This window comes from Exiguobacterium sp. s130 (genome assembly GCF_018619055.1).
In the GTDB taxonomy this organism is placed as follows: domain Bacteria; phylum Bacillota; class Bacilli; order Exiguobacteriales; family Exiguobacteriaceae; genus Exiguobacterium_A.
In genome coordinates this window covers 47,075-61,180 of record NZ_JACSNI010000005.1, presented here as the reverse complement: position 1 = coordinate 61,180, position 14,106 = coordinate 47,075, and the positions used below count along the sequence as shown (strand labels likewise).

The window sequence follows — 14,106 nt, the reverse complement described above, 5'->3', positions numbered from 1 at the left end:
CCTGAAGATATCTCTAAAAACAACAAAGACCCCTTCTGACGGAGCCATCGGGGGTCTTTACTGTGCGATTTGTTTATAAAAAGCGATTTCTTCATCTTGTCCTTCTTCCACTGCTCGGAAGAATTCAGCAAAATAGGCGTACAAAACGGTGCGTTCTTCATACGTCGGTCTGGCTTGACGAATAACGGAGAATGCAAGGTTTCGCAATTGACGTTTCGTTCGCCGATGTGTCGGAAGTGCATAAAATTGACGCGTGAATGAACGATAGACGTCCGCAATCAAGACTTCATGTCCTTCAAAATATGATTTATCCATAAATATAGTCCCCTTTCCACTTTAGTGATCCTATTCTTTTCTACGACTCTTTTAAATAAAGAGTTTCAAAGAAAGTGAGATTTCTCACAAATGATATAGACCTTACTATAACAAGCTTTCCAAAATGATTCAACATCCAAACTATTAAGTTTCATTAAGAATATTTAGAGCTTTTGTAAAGTATCTTTCTTTGATTTTAGATCATCTATTTCTAATAAAAAACGGTCTGAGTCCCGGAAAGAGACTCAGACTCGCGATGGACTTTAGTTTGCTTGTACTGAAATATGCTGGAAGTGTTTCACATCGAATAACCCACTGTCGGTCAACTTCAATTCCGGAATGACCGGTAAGCAAAGGAACGACATCGTCAAATAAGGATTAAAGGACCGATCCGCTTCTAATACATCAAGTGCATCGTTTAATGCTTCGAGTGTGTCCCCGACTTCTTGGAAAGGACGATTCGTCATCAGCCCAGCGATTTCAAGCGGTAACTCTGCAAGCACGTCTTGCCCATTAACAGCAATGACACCCCCACCCGCTTGAACAAGACGTTCTGCAGCAAGTCGCATCTCTTCGTCTGATGCCCCAACGATGACGAGATTATGTGAATCATGGGCAACGGTCGCAGCAATCGCTCCACGCTTCATCTTAAATCCTTTGACGATCCCAACTGCTGAGAACGATGTCCCGTGATGACGCTCAATGACAGCAATTTTTAAGAGATCCTCCTCTGGCACAGGAACGAAATGTCCTTCTTGAAGCGGAACGTCAAGAATCAAGTGCTCGGTGACGATGCTTTTCGGAATGACTCCGATGACATGCGCACGTGGTGATTCGAGTGGAAGGGCGAATACTTCTGGTGTGATCGGTTTTGTATTCAAGGTTCCACGTAATGACTCCGGCACATGAGCACGGCGAACGGGTCGAATCGTTTTCCCTGCTCGTGCGACACAATTCCCTTGAATATAAACCTCATCAATCACGACGTTATCGGCATCCGATAATAAGACGAAGTCCGCCCGGCGTCCTGGTACGATGGCTCCCCGATCGTCTAGACGATACGCGTTTGTCGCGTGCAACGATGCCATCGCATACGCTGTTTCGCGTTTAATCCCATGACGAATCGCATAGCGAATATTATAATCAATCGTACCTTCGCGTAATGTATCGTCCAAATGTTTATCATCCGTACAGAAGAGGAACCTGCTGGCATTACTCTCTGTCACGGCATCGAGTACTTCCTTCAAGTTACGGGCTGCTGACCCTTCCCGTATTTCGACATACAGACCACGACGTGCTCGTGCAATTGCATCTTCCTTACTGATGGATTCATGATCCGTCCGAATTCCAGCGACACCATAAATATTGATTTCGCGTGGTCCGAGTCCTGCAGCATGTCCATCGACAAGTTTCCCTGCGTCTTCAATCTGTTTGATTTTTTGTAACATGTCGCGATCGGCTCGTTCGACAGCCGGATAATCCATGACTTCCCCTAAACCATGGACACCCGGATGATTGACGAATGGCGCAAGTGCCGCAGCATCAAGTGATGCTCCCGCGTGTTCAAACGAAGTCGCCGGAACACAGCTCGGTAACATCATGCGCACGTCAAGGGCGAGACCTTCTGCATCGTCTAGCATGAAGGACAAACCTTCTGCGCCTTTGACGTTCGCAATCTCATGTGGATCCGCGATGATCGTCGTGACGCCTAGTGGTAAAATCGCCTGCTCATACTCACTTGGTGGTACCATCGATGATTCAATATGAACATGGGCATCAACAAAACTTGGAGCGATGAACAGACTCGTTCCCGGACGATTCTCGACTCCTTCATATCCCTCTCCGACAGCAGCGATATAACCTGAATCAATCGCTACATCTGCTGTATACGTCTCACGTGTCATGACATCGATGACTGAAATGTTCTGAAAGACGACAGCTGCTTTCTCTTTTTTTGCAGCAATCGCAATCAATCGTTCACGTACTGTTTGTTCCATCCTGTCTCCTCCTGGTGTAAGCGTATTTTCACTATCTTACAATTAGTTTGGAAGCTGTTGCAATTTATTTTTTGTAACGTCAAGATGAAAGAGTATGGATTTAATGCCTGAGGGGGAAAAACGCATGAAATATCGTGTCGGTTCACTTATTCCAAACATCGATCCATCCGTTTATTTAGCGGATGGATCAAAGGTCATCGGAGAGGTCACGATCGGAAAAGACTCATCCGTCTGGTTCAATACGGTCATCCGGGGAGATGAAGGTCCGATCCAAATCGGAGAACGCGTCAACATTCAAGATGGTTCGATGATTCATCAGTATGAAGGGTTTCCGACTATCATTGAAGATGAAGTCACGATTGGTCATATGGCAATGATTCATGGAGGTATCATTCGAAAAGGAGCGTTGATCGGGATGTCGGCGACGATCCTTGATGAAGCTGAAATTGGAGAAGGTGCATTCGTTGCTGCGGGAAGTCTTGTGCCGCCAAAAATGAAGGTGCCTGCCGGTGCGATGGTCATGGGTGTTCCTGCAAAAATCGTCCGGGATATCAGTGACCATGATCGATTCATCATGGAACGAACAGTCCGAAAATACGTGAAACGAGGGCAGCAGTATGCTGACAGTTGTGAAGCCATTACAGAGGATTTGACAAGTTTGTGAGAACGTTTACAAATTTCACGGGTTCTTAACACCTCCCCTCTTCCGTCTTTACAATTCTTTCGTACACTAGAGGTGCAAGAGATGAATCAAGACACAGAGAGGGGATTTTATATGATTCCAGTATATGAAGAACGTATTATGTCTGATTTATTTTCATCTACGAGTAACCCAAGCTATGGTTTGCCGACGTTACCTGAATTCGAAACAGATTGGTTGACAGTCGAGGTTCAAGTACGTATCGTTAAAGATGCCGAGCACCGCCTTGGAACATTAAACCGAGAGGAAGAACGTGTATGATTCAGCAACGCACTGTTCGCGCTTGGCTCGCTAGTCGCATCAAAAAATAATTTAATCACTTGATTACGTATTTTCCAAAACGATATAGCGCGTCAGCGCGCATACAAAAAGAGCCGAAGCGGATTCCCGCCTCGGCTCTATCTGTTTATTTAGAAATCAACCCTTCTTTAATCAAGAAATCGCGCGCGACTTTTTCAGGACGTTGTTTCTCAACATCTGCTTTGTAGTTCAGTTCTTGCATTTTTTCATCCGTGATTTTATCCTTCAATGTGTTGAGGACTTTTTTCAGCTCTGGATGTTCTTTAATGGTTTCTTGACGAACAAGTGGTACCGCATAGTATGGTGGGAAGAACTCTTTATCATCTTTGAGTACAGTCAAATCAAACTTCTTCAAAAGACCGTCTGTTGAAAAACTATCGATGACATTCGTTCGACCGTTCGTCAATGCTGTATAGCGAAGTCCTCCATCAACTGGTTGTACATCTTTGAACTTCATATCCGGATACTTCTTCTTTAGACCAAGATAACCATCTTCACGGTTCGCGAATTCAATCGTTGAACCGAGAATCAAGCGATCACTGACTTTTGACATGTCCGACACTGTCTTCAAGTCGTACTTCTTAATGTCTTCTTTTGTCATGGCAAGAGCATACGTATTGTTGAAGCCGATCGGATCTAGGACATCGACCTGACTTTTTTCGGGAATCATCTTCCCGACTTTTGCATAGACCGTTTTCGGATCCGTCTCGACCTCTTGCTTGAGCACGTCGATCAACAATGTCCCTGTGTATTCGACATATGCGTCAATTTCCCCTTTTTCAAGCGCCCCGTAAGCGACCTTCGTCCCTCCGAGATTTAATTGACGTTCGACTTGTAGATCCGTTTTATCTTCGATTAAATCCGCTAACATATTTCCAAGAATCAACTGTTCCGTAAAGTTCTTCGATCCGATGACGATCTTATCTTCCTTGAGGAAAGAATAAGCGACTGTACCACCAACCAATAGGAAGACGATGCTTGCGATCGCGATCTTGCGTCCCGCTGACATCGCTTTACGGCGTTTCCGTGCCTTGTTTTTAATTCGACCATCCGCGAGCGGAATACCGTTCGGTGCCACCGAATATTCAATCCGGCTGACGACAAAGTCGATGACAAGGGCTAAAATACCAGCTGGAATCGCTCCGGCGAGAATCTGGTTATTATCAACCGTTTGAATACCTGAAAAGACGAGGTAACCAAGACCACCGGCACCGATGAATGCTGAAATCGTCATTAAACCGACCGCTGTGACGGCTGAAATCCGAATCCCTGCCATCATGATCGGTAAGGCAAGCGGAATCTGGACCTTACTGAGGATTTGACGATCCGTCAAACCAATTCCTTTTGCTGCTTCAAGCGTATCTCCCGGAATACTCGATAGACCTGTGTACGTATTTTTGACGATCGGCAAGAGTGAATAGAGCACGACCATGATGATCGCTGGTGTCGATCCGATACCGATGAACGGAATTAAGAAACCGAGTAAGGCAAGACTCGGGACGGCTTGCACGACGCTCGTCAGCGCGAGGACCGGTTTTGCGAACTTTTGATAGCGCGTGATTAAAATCCCGATCGGAATCCCAAGGACGACGGCGATGACGACGGCAAAGACCGTCAGCTGTAAGTGCTCCAGTAATAAGTCACCGATTTGATCGGTATTATTTTTTACATAATCAAAGAAACCGTTCATTGAACTTCCTCCTCATGAATGAATTGCTCACTCAAGACGGAAAGTAAGCTACTACGTGTGATTAATCCTCTTAGTTTTCCTGTTGCATCTGTTACCGGCAGATAACCTGTCTCTTCCTGATTCATGACTTCAAGGACATCAAGTAACGAATCGTGTTCATTGACGGCAATGATTTCGCCCTCCATTACTTCTTCAATTCGTTGGCTCTTATCCGGGATCGTCTGGATGTTCTTTAACTTAATCAGCCCTTGTAAAACGCGGTCACGATCAGTGATCAATAGACTGTCGACTTTTCGCCCACGCATGATTTCAATTCCCTGTAGCAATGTACGTTTACCACTGATTGAAACTGGATCCTCAATCATGATATCTTCTGCCTTGATGAATTCTGGACTACTCCAAATTTTATTTTTTCCGATGAACGATTCGACATATTCATCTTTTGGATGACGCAGGATTTCTTCTGGAGTATCGAACTGAACGATCTCCCCATCACGCATGATACATATCCGATCCGCTAACTTGATCGCTTCATCCATATCATGAGTGACGAAAACAATCGTCTTTTTCACTTCCTCTTGTAAGTTGAAAAGCTCTTCCTGCAAATCATTACGAGTAACGGGATCGAGAGCACTGAACGGCTCATCCATCAGGATGACATCAGGATCATTCATCAGAGCCCGCGCGAAACCGACACGTTGCTGCTGTCCGCCACTGAGTTCGCTCGGATAACGATCAATAAATTGTCTCGGATCAAGCCCGACCATCGTTAATAGTTGTTCTGTCCGCTGATCCATCTCATCGTGATCTTTCCCCTCAAGTCCAGCAATCAATTGAATGTTTTCCCGGACCGTCATATGAGGGAACAGACCAGTTTGCTGAATGACATATCCCATATGGCGTCTTAATTCAATCGTATCCGTCTTCATGATATCCTTCCCATTGACCAAAATCGTACCTGAAGAAGGTTCGATCAATCGATTGATCATTTTAAGTGATGTCGTTTTCCCACAACCACTTGGTCCGATGAAAACAACGAGTTCACCCTTTTGAATCTCGAGCGATAAGCCTTTTAAGACGACATTTTCCTTAAACTGCTTGCCGACGTTTTTGAATTCGATCATTCCTTCTCACTCCTTTTTACTATTTCCATATATTATGTTTTCCCAAAAAGGTTACGGTTTAAACAAATTTCCATTAGATCAGTTTTATTTCTTTGAAAAAGGGGAAATTCTTAGTTCTTTTTTTAAAAATAAAGGGAATACCTAAATAAAGAGTACTGATAAAGCATGTTTTGATGAAGGAGGCCCTTAACGATGAACATCAAGAAACCCACCATCATGATGATCGGATTGCTTCTCTTAACCCCACTTTCAATTCCCTCACAGGTCGATGCAGCGAGTTCTACGTTTGTCACAAAAGGAACGACGACCAAAAAAGTCGTCGCATTGACATTTGATGACGGTTCAGATGGAACGAACATTGCCAAAATATTAAGTGTCTTAAAAAGTAATCAAGTGAAAGCTACTTTCTTTTTAACAGGCAGTGGTGCAAACAACCATCCTCAATCGATTAAAAACATCACAACCGCCTCTCCAACACATCAAATCGGCAATCACTCGTATTCACATCCGGATTTCACGACTTTATCAGCAAGCCAAATGACAAGTGAATTATCCCGGATGGAGTCGCTCATCCGATCCTTGACCGGAAAAACGACGAAACCGATTTTTCGGGCGCCGTTCGGTGCGAGTAACAGTAAGGTATTGAGTGTCGTCGGAGCGGCTGGTTATACGAAAACGATTCAATGGAATATCGATTCGACGGATTGGAAAGGAATCTCTTCAACAGCCATCTTGGATCGTGTGTTACCAAAAGTCGTTCCTGGATCAATCATCCTCATGCATACTGGGGCTGGTGCGAAAGGAACACCAACCGCCCTGCCGACGATGATTTCGAAATTAAAAGCAAAAGGCTATTCGTTCGTCACGATTTCAGAACTGTTGCGTTCTACGGTCCCAACCGGTACGACGTATACTGTCAAAGCGGGCGATACACTCTATTCGATTGCCCGTAAATACAATGTCTCGGTCTCTGCCCTCGCGAGTGCGAACAACATCACGAATTGGAGTCTACTCAATGTCGGTCAAGTCTTAAAAATCCCGACAACGACGTATACGGTTAAAGCGGGTGATACACTTTACTCGATTGCGACACGTTACGGCGTCACCGTCACAGCATTAATGCAGGCGAACGGCATCACAAATCCGAATCTCTTACTCGTTGGACAAGTCTTGAAAATCCCAAAATAAATAGACTGATCACAGCAAAAAAAAAACGATTCCTCTCTAGTCGCGAGAAGAATCGTCACATGTATGAAAAACCGGCGAAACGCCGGTTTTTTTGTCGTCAATCGCTTGACCCCTCACCTCTTATGACTCCGAACGGACCCCATTGATTCCAAGATCACACTGAACTAAGTCCGCATATGTTTGTCGACGGACGACTTCGCGGGATTCCCCGTCCTGAACGAAGACGAGTGCCGGACGTAAGAATTGATTGTAGTTGCTTGCCATCGAGAAGTTATACGCTCCCGTTCCAAATACAGCGAGGGTATCGCCACTCTTTGGCGTAACTAACTGCGCTTTTTCAGCGACGAGATCACCTGATTCACAAGCTGCTCCAACGACGGTCACTTCGGTCGTTTCGCCACTCATCCGGTTAGCGATGACGGTTTCATAAACCGCTCCGTAAAGTGCGGGACGAATGTTATCCGTCATTCCACCGTCCACCGAAAGATATGTCCGGACGCCTTCGATCTCTTTTATTGCCCCAACTGTATAAAGTGTCGTCCCTGCATTCGCAACGACCCAGCGTCCTGGTTCGATACCGATTCGCGGACGTTCGATGCCAAGTCGTGCCGTTTCCGTCTCAATGACATCCATGACGCGTGCGATCGTCGCTTCAAAATCAAGTGGCTGGTCGTCCTGCGTATAGGCAATTCCGAACCCACCTCCAACGTTGACTTCGCTGACTGTGAAATCATGTTGTACACGAATTGTTTCGACGAAGCCCATCATCGTCCGAGCCGTCTGTTCGAACAGCGACGGATCTTGGATTTGCGAACCGACATGACAATGGATGCCAAGTAACGATAGATGTTCTGATGCTAAAATCGCTTCGATTGCGTCCAAGTAATCTGACGCATGTGTCGAGAAACCGAATTTCGTATCGACACCACCTGTCTGAATTTTCGCATGCGCTCCACCGATGACTTGTGGCACGATCCGAATCAAGACATGAACCGTTCGACCAGCTTGTGCCGCAATCGCATCCAGTTGTGCAATCTCTGCAAAGTGATCGATGACGATTCGTCCGACACCTTCTTCGACAGCATACTGAAGATCAGCCGTTGATTTATTCGAACCATGGAAATAAATTCGCTCTGCTGGAACGCCCGATTGACGGGCGATGAAGAGTTCCCCGCCCGTGACGACATCGATTCCGAGTCCATGACGCACGACTTGTTCATATACGGCACTAACAGTCAATGCTTTAGAAGCGAAGGAAGCATACGTATTCGGATACTTATCAAGGAAGTGTTCCCGGACGATCGCCAGTCGATCCGTCAGCTCCCGTTCTGCCATCACGTACAACGGTGTTCCGTACTGTGCTGCAAGATCGGTCGCTGCGACACCATCGATGTGCAACGTGTTGTTTTCTTCTGTCAGGTATTGACTTCCATACATAATAAGTTCCTCCTTATAGATACTGATGCGTCAACCGCCATGACCGGGCACACATCTGCTCTGAATTGTTCGCTGCTCCTGTCCGGGTGATATCGTCAATTTCAACGCCATCTCCATATAGCACAACTTCGTCTCCGGCTTCCACCGTTCCATCGACAGCGACGAACGTATGGCTCATGAATAGTTTATTGATAACTGGATAAGGCTTCCCTTTAATATGAACGGGTAGAACGGCCCGTCCACGGACAACACCGTCCCCATAGCCGACGGGCAAAATAGCGATCCGCATCGGTTCTGTACTCGTAAAATTCGTGCCATATCCCACGTGCTCACCTGGTCCGATTTCGCGAATTTCAACGACCTCCGTCGTCATCCGGAGTGAAGGTACGAGCCAGTCCATCTTTTCGATCGGCGAATAGCCGAATAAGAAGATCCCGGGACGGACATAGTTACAAAACGCGAGACGCGGATCGTGTTTGACGATCGTTGCACTGTTTTCAGAGTGCATATACGTAAACGTATGGCGCTTTCGTAGTACATCGGCAATGGCGACGAAACGTTCGACTTGTCCATCGTGATCCGCATCCGGTTCATCGGCAAGTGGAAAGTGTGTATATAAACCCGTTAAAGCGAGCGAATCTGCTTGCGCAAGCGTAAGGACAGCTTCCGCTTCCTGAAGCGAACTGACACCAAAACGGTTCATCCCGACGTTGATCTTCAAATGTAACTCGACTCCCTGCAGCTGTTCACTGTGGAGAGCGAGCCATTCTAGCGATGAGACACCGAGTGCAATTCCGAAACGTCGTGCTGTTTCAAAATCCTCCGTCGGATTCATCACCAGTACATAACTGTCTGGAAAATTCGTTTTAATTTCAATGGCTTCATACAACTCTGCGACAGCAAAATGATGAACATCAGACGCCATCAGCGTCTCGACCATCTCGAGCATCCCTAAGTTGTACGCATTGTTCTTGACCACGGCAAAAATATGTTTACGTGACCGAGCGAAGACCGATGCGACGTTCCGTCGCACCGCCTTCCGATCGATCGTAACGAGTGTACGCGTCGTCATTCCGCAATAGCTGGAGTCACATACGTCAACCAATCCGCGTATTGCGGCAATTGACCTGTGACGGCTTGACGGTAAAGATCGAGCAATTCATCTGCGACGTTCCGTGTTCCGCCGTTGATGGAGATATGATCGATTTCGCCGACACTCGTGATTTCAGCAGCTGTTCCTGTTAAGAAAATCTCATCTGCGACATATAATTCATCGCGTCCGATGTGACGTTCGACGACAGGATAGCCTTGATCTTGTGCCAAACGGATAATGACTTGGCGTGTGATACCATCGAGTACTGAACAATCAAGTGATGGTGTATGAATCGTTCCGTTTTTAAGAAGGAAGAGGTTCGCGACACTCGCTTCACTGACATTTCCGTTCATGTCGAGTGCGATCGCTTCATCAAATCCATCACGGATGGCTTCACCTTTTAAGAGTTGTGAGTTCATATAGTTGGCAGCCGCTTTCGCTTGCATTGGCATCATCGTTGATGAGACGCGGCGATATGAAGCGACTTTAGCACGGATGCCAGCGCCTTTATCGAAGTATTCCCCAAGTTCCCAGCAAGAGATGCCGACATGAACTGTCGTATCTTTCGCCATCAAGGCTTGCCATGGCGTACCGAGGAACACGAATGGACGGATATAACAAGATTCAAATCCGTTTTTCGCAACGAGATCAATCGTCGCCTGGACGAGTTCATCAACCGTATACGGAATCGTGACGTGGTAGTACGCACAACTGCGGAAGAGACGCTCGATATGTTCCTTCAATTGGAAAATCGCCGGTCCGTCCGGTGTCGCGTAAGCACGGATTCCTTCAAAGAATCCACTACCATAGTGAATCGCATGTGACATGACGCTCGTGTTCGCATCTTTCGGATCATGAAAGACTCCATCTAACCAAATTGCTTCTCCATACTGTGTATCCACTGCCATGTGTTTTCCTCCTCTTCGACGTCAATCAGAGTGAACGTAAATCATCCACCAATTGCGTCTTCTCTTCTGTTTTCGCATCTTTCTGTTTGATGACACGTGCAGGTGTTCCGGCAACGACGCTTCCAGCAGGTACGTCTTCTGTGACGACACTACCAGCAGCGACGACGGCATCTTTACCAACTTTGACGCCTTCAAGGATGACTGCATTCGCACCGATCAAGACACCGTCTTCAATGATGACAGGTGTTTTTGAAGGTGGTTCGAGGACACCCGCGACCACGGCACCTGCGCCGACATGAACGTTTTTCCCGATCGTCCCACGTGCACCGACGACAGCGTTCATATCAATCATTGTACCATCTCCGATCGATGCACCGATATTGATGATCGCACCCATCATGACGACCGCGTTATCACCGATGACGACATGATCACGAATCCATGAACCTGGTTCGATGCGCGCATTCAAGTGACGTGTATCAAGCATTGGTACCGCACTGTTGCGACGGTCATACTCCACGTGAACATCCGTGATGCGATCTGAATACTTTTCTAAGAAAGTAGCCGCAAGTCCTGCATCCGCGAAGAAAATCTTTGATTCATCTGATCCGAACGCTGTTGCGCCTTCGATCGTCAAGCCCGCCAAATCGCCGTTGACGTAAAGTTTTACCGGTGTTTGTTTTTTAGCATCTTTAATGAATTTAGCAATTTCGTAAGCATCAGTGAGTAACATGTGAATCCTCCTGTGTGTAGAGCGTCTCTAATGTATAGAGTCCCGCTGTTTTTTGAATGAGTGCCTCAGCTGCTTTGATCGCACCAGAAGCAAATACTTTTTTCGATAATGCCGTATGTTTGATTTCAATCAATTCGTCGACACCTGCGAATAAGACTTCGTGTTCTCCGAAGATCGTACCGCCGCGCATCGCGTGCATCCCGATCTCGTTCGTCTCCCGCTTTTGCCGCGTTTGTGACCGGTCATATACCGGTGTGACGTCACGTGCCGTCTGAATCGTTTTCAATAACAACTCCGCCGTCCCACTTGGCGCATCGACTTTTTGGTTGTGATGTTTCTCGAGCAATTCGATGTCATACGCTCCTGCTAGTGGCACAAGTGTCTTCAGCAGTTGCTGCACCATCGCGATGCCGTACGACATATTGTATGACTGGAAGATCGGAATTTCTTTTGCAGCGTCCTTGATCGATGCCAGTTCCGCCTCCGAAAAACCAGTCGTCGCGATGACGAGTGGTGTTTTTGTCGCCAACCCGTATGCGAGCAGATCCGGTAGCAAACTCGGATGCGAGAAGTCGATGATTGCATCGACCGTTTCTGCCATCTCTGTTAGCTCGGCATATGAAGCGATCGTATCGGATGACTTCGTCCGGTCAACGATCGCTACGACACTTTGTGGTGCGAGTTCGACGACGTATTGTCCTGTCGCCCCATAACCGTGTAACGCGAGTTTCATCGAACCACTCCTTTGTAAGCCCGCATCGTTTCGAGTAAGTGGACGTGTCCCGCTTCCGATTGACGCACGAGCGGCAAGCGCGGCGCACCGACAGCAAAACCGAGTTCTTCAAGCGATGCTTTAACTGGAATCGGATTGACATCACTGAACAAAGCACCGATGACCGGTAACAAGTCTGCCTGAATCCGGCGTGCCGTGACGAGATCTTGCGCGAGTAACGCTTCAGCAAGTGCTTGTGTCTCTGCTGGATACGGGTTAGAGAGAACTGAAATAACACCCTGTGCCCCCCATGCCATATACGGCAGGATTTGATCATCATTTCCACAGAAGACCGCGAAGTCTTCCGGAATTGCCGCCATCAGTTCACCCATGAAGCTGACGTCTCCACTCGCTTCCTTAAACGCTTGGATGCGTGGATGACGTGCTAACGTCACTGCGGTTTCGACTGCGATCGCAACGCCTGTCCGCGACGGAACGTTGTACAGCATGATCGGTAATTCGGTTGCATCAGCGACCGCCGTGAAGTGCGCGACGAGACCGGCTTGTGATGTTTTATTGTAGTACGGTGTGACGAGCATCGCTGCATCCGCACCGAGGCGTTCTGCGAGTAACGTCTTCTCGATTGTTGCTGCCGTATTGTTCGAACCCGTTCCGGCAATGATGGGTACTCGTCCTGCCGTGACTTGAACGGCAGTCGTCAATAGTTGTTCGAATTCCGTGTTTGTCAGTGTCGAACCTTCTCCTGTCGTTCCTCCGACGACAAGTGCCTGAATCCCCGCTGCGAGTTGTTGCTCGATCAAGCGTTCGAATACATGTAGATCCAACTCGCCTGCTTCATTAAATGGTGTGACGAGCGCTGTACCTGCTCCTTTGAACATGAAGAACTCCTCCTTTTTTATGAATGAATCGACTGTTCGATTGCTTGGCGTGCGACTTGTACGGCGTTTGACGCGGCACCTTTTCGAATGTTGTCGGCTACACACCAGAGATGGAACGTGTTCGCGAGACTATCATCTTGTCGAATCCTACCGACGTAGACGTCGTCCGTCCCGCTTGCGTCAAGTGGCATCGGATAACGCGTATTCGCGACATCATCGATGAGGACGACGCCCGGTGCGCCTTCCAGTGCTTCACGGATCGCTGCAACCGTCGTCGGTTGTGTAAACGTGACGTTGATTGCAACCGAGTGAGAGTTCGTGACTGGAACCCGGACACATGTCGCACTGACAGGCAATGCTGGAAGATTGAAGATTTTCCGCGTTTCATCAATCATCTTCTGCTCTTCTTTCGTATAACCGTTCTCAAGGAACACATCGATATGCGGCAAGATGTTATCGTGAATCGGATGCGGATAATTGACGGGCTCTTCTCCGCGTGCCCCGCGTGCCAGATCCTCGATTCCTTTTTGACCGGAACCGGATACGGCCTGATACGTCGTATAGTTGATCCGTTCGAATCCGAGTGACTGGAGCGGTGCTAAAGCGACGACGGATTGAATCGTCGAACAGTTCGGATTTGCGATCAAGCGGTCTGTCGCTTGAATCGCTTGCGGATTGACTTCTGGCACGACGAGTGGAATCGTCTCCTGCATCCGGAAGGCACTTGAATTATCAACGACGAGTGTTCCGTTTTCAGCTAGTAATGGGGCATATTGCTCACTGATCGTTCCGCCTGCTGCGAACAACGCGACATCGATCCCGTCTTCCGTGATGTTTGGCGTCAGCGCTTGGATCGTAATATCTTCTCCCTTGAACTGCACCGTGTTCCCTGCTGAACGAGCAGAAGCGTAAGCGGACAGGCGGCTGACCGGGAAGTCCAGTTCTGCGAGTACTTGTAACATTTTTTGACCGACGGCGCCGGTTGCTCCGATGACGGCTACATGATACAT

14 protein-coding genes are annotated in these 14,106 nt (G+C 47.5%); 3 read left to right on the top strand and 11 right to left on the bottom strand.

Annotation, left to right across the window (positions count from 1 at the left end; genetic code table 11):
* Nucleotides 1-57 precede the first annotated feature (57 nt).
* The gene (locus HZS85_RS12840; protein ID WP_035412398.1) at nt 58-315 is read right to left on the bottom strand and encodes a hypothetical protein; all 258 of its coding nucleotides are present in this window, start codon (nt 313-315) and stop codon (nt 58-60) included.
* A 263-nt stretch (nt 316-578) separates the two neighbouring features.
* Nucleotides 579-2,312 carry an adenine deaminase gene (gene ade, locus HZS85_RS12835; protein WP_214856399.1) on the bottom strand — a complete coding sequence of 578 codons (1,734 nt, stop codon included), beginning with the start codon at nt 2,310-2,312 and terminating at the stop codon, nt 579-581.
* A gap of 124 nt (nt 2,313-2,436) precedes the next feature.
* On the opposite strand from ade, the gene HZS85_RS12830 reads away from it, so the two are divergent.
* Together HZS85_RS12830 and HZS85_RS12825 are read left to right on the top strand one after the other, a co-directional pair.
* A complete protein-coding gene (locus HZS85_RS12830) occupies nt 2,437-2,976 on the top strand; it encodes a gamma carbonic anhydrase family protein (protein WP_214856398.1) in 540 nt (179 codons plus the stop codon).
* A gap of 111 nt (nt 2,977-3,087) precedes the next feature.
* Nucleotides 3,088-3,273: a hypothetical protein gene (locus tag HZS85_RS12825; protein WP_214856397.1), complete on the top strand. Its 186-nt coding sequence runs from the start codon at nt 3,088-3,090 to the stop codon at nt 3,271-3,273.
* Between the two features lie 145 nt (nt 3,274-3,418).
* Here the strand turns inward: HZS85_RS12825 and HZS85_RS12820 are convergent, their stop codons facing one another.
* Both HZS85_RS12820 and HZS85_RS12815 read right to left on the bottom strand, forming a co-directional pair.
* Nucleotides 3,419-5,002, bottom strand: a complete 1,584-nt coding sequence (locus HZS85_RS12820) for an ABC transporter permease/substrate-binding protein (RefSeq protein ID WP_214856396.1) — start codon at nt 5,000-5,002, stop codon at nt 3,419-3,421.
* Nucleotides 4,999-6,126 carry an ABC transporter ATP-binding protein gene (locus tag HZS85_RS12815; protein WP_035412384.1) on the bottom strand — a complete coding sequence of 376 codons (1,128 nt, stop codon included), beginning with the start codon at nt 6,124-6,126 and terminating at the stop codon, nt 4,999-5,001. Before HZS85_RS12815 ends, HZS85_RS12820 begins: the two co-directional genes overlap by 4 nt.
* 192 nt (nt 6,127-6,318) lie before the next feature.
* Here HZS85_RS12815 and HZS85_RS12810 point away from each other — a divergent pair, with 192 nt between their 5' ends.
* Nucleotides 6,319-7,314 carry a LysM peptidoglycan-binding domain-containing protein gene (locus HZS85_RS12810; protein WP_214856395.1) on the top strand — a complete coding sequence of 332 codons (996 nt, stop codon included), beginning with the start codon at nt 6,319-6,321 and terminating at the stop codon, nt 7,312-7,314.
* 120 nt (nt 7,315-7,434) lie between these two features.
* On the opposite strand, the gene lysA is transcribed toward HZS85_RS12810, so the two are convergent.
* The 7 genes from lysA to HZS85_RS12775 are packed head-to-tail and all read right to left on the bottom strand — an operon-like array spanning nt 7,435 to nt 14,106.
* Nucleotides 7,435-8,751, bottom strand: a complete 1,317-nt coding sequence (lysA, locus tag HZS85_RS12805) for a diaminopimelate decarboxylase (protein WP_214856394.1) — start codon at nt 8,749-8,751, stop codon at nt 7,435-7,437.
* A gap of 13 nt (nt 8,752-8,764) precedes the next feature.
* A complete protein-coding gene (gene alr / locus HZS85_RS12800) occupies nt 8,765-9,823 on the bottom strand; it encodes an alanine racemase (RefSeq protein WP_214856392.1) in 1,059 nt (352 codons plus the stop codon).
* A complete protein-coding gene (locus HZS85_RS12795) occupies nt 9,820-10,752 on the bottom strand; it encodes a branched-chain amino acid transaminase (protein ID WP_214856390.1) in 933 nt (310 codons plus the stop codon). The genes alr and HZS85_RS12795 overlap by 4 nt, the downstream gene beginning before the upstream one ends.
* A gap of 25 nt (nt 10,753-10,777) precedes the next feature.
* Complete coding sequence (gene dapD / locus HZS85_RS12790) at nt 10,778-11,485, bottom strand: 2,3,4,5-tetrahydropyridine-2,6-dicarboxylate N-acetyltransferase (protein WP_029340774.1); 708 nt, start codon at nt 11,483-11,485, stop codon at nt 10,778-10,780.
* The gene (dapB, locus tag HZS85_RS12785; RefSeq protein ID WP_214856388.1) at nt 11,472-12,218 is read right to left on the bottom strand and encodes a 4-hydroxy-tetrahydrodipicolinate reductase; all 747 of its coding nucleotides are present in this window, start codon (nt 12,216-12,218) and stop codon (nt 11,472-11,474) included. The genes dapD and dapB overlap by 14 nt, the downstream gene beginning before the upstream one ends.
* Nucleotides 12,215-13,096 carry a 4-hydroxy-tetrahydrodipicolinate synthase gene (dapA, locus tag HZS85_RS12780; protein ID WP_214856387.1) on the bottom strand — a complete coding sequence of 294 codons (882 nt, stop codon included), beginning with the start codon at nt 13,094-13,096 and terminating at the stop codon, nt 12,215-12,217. Before dapA ends, dapB begins: the two co-directional genes overlap by 4 nt.
* A 17-nt stretch (nt 13,097-13,113) precedes the next feature.
* Nucleotides 13,114-14,106 (bottom strand): aspartate-semialdehyde dehydrogenase, encoded by a 993-nt coding sequence (locus tag HZS85_RS12775; protein ID WP_214856386.1) that lies wholly within the window; start codon nt 14,104-14,106, stop codon nt 13,114-13,116.